The sequence below is a fragment of the Microtetraspora sp. AC03309 genome (genome assembly GCF_020826795.1).
Taxonomy (GTDB): Bacteria; Actinomycetota; Actinomycetes; order Streptosporangiales; family Streptosporangiaceae; genus Microtetraspora; species Microtetraspora glauca.
This window is the reverse complement of sequence record NZ_JADDIL010000233.1, coordinates 1-988: the sequence shown is the minus strand read 5'-3', so window position 1 is coordinate 988 and position 988 is coordinate 1. Positions and strand designations below refer to the sequence as shown.

The following is a 988-nucleotide window of genomic DNA, read 5'->3' as shown; positions in this document are numbered from 1 at the left end:
AGTTCGACGATCCCGCGACGGCGGACCGACGCCGGCCTCGCGTGGAGGGCCCCGCCCGGCCGGTCGCTGTCTTCCTGCCCGGCAGCCGGTGTGCGGGCAGGCGTCACCCCTACCCTGGCCGTGCCCGCCGGATCGCTCCCGTCCCGGTTGTCACCTGCGAGGGGTTGGGAAGGTAGGCCGGGTGTGAAACCGCGGCCGTGCACAGGGCCGGGTGCGGGGTCGGGTGCGGGGTGGCGGGGCCATCCCGCGGGTCGGCGTCGGGTGATCCCGGCATGGAGGAGTTGTCCCTGTTCGTCGCAGATGGCGAACCGCCACTCCCCGCCGATCTGACGTTTGGCGAGCCGGCGTGCCAACTGGGCGTGGATGGGCCCCCAGCCCGCGAGTTCGGCGGGCAGGTCATCCAGGTGCATCAGGGTGGACACCTGGACCCGTAGCTCACCGGCCGCGAACCCTGCCACCCCCACCGTCCCGACCGTACGGGCGGCCGCGGTGTCGTTCTCGGTCTCCGTGCTTCCTGTCATGGTGCCCGCGCCTGCCTGCCCCGTCTGCGGGTTGCTGTTACCGGTCCCAGAGGTGGGGGCAGCGTTGGACTCGTCCCCAGAGCCGGGGCCAGTGTCGGGACCCGAACCTGGGGCGCGACCAGCTGGGTCACCATCAAGAGGACCGGGACCAGCGCCAGGACCGGGGTCGGGGCCGGGGCCGGGGCCGGGCGGACCCGCGTCGGGGTCGCTGTCGCCAGGCTCGCTGTTGCCAGGCTCGGGGGTGCAGACGTCGCCGCCGTCGTCGACAGGACTGCGGGGACCCGCCTCGGTGTGCTCCCCGTCCCCATCGGTGTCGTCAGTGTCGTCGGTGTCGTCGCAGGTGTCGGAGAGGTCGGTACTGTCGTCGAGGCCGCTGTCCTCGAAGGGATCGTCGGAGAGCTGGTCGTCGTAGTCGTCCTCGTCACCAGCCCGTTTGCGGGCGGCGTTCGCGAACAGGACGGCGATGA

At 72.5% G+C, this 988-nt stretch carries 1 pseudogene; it reads right to left on the bottom strand.

Annotated features, from left to right (window positions below):
- A pseudogene (locus tag IMZ11_RS42500) lies at positions 1-988 on the bottom strand (hypothetical protein); the annotation flags it as partial.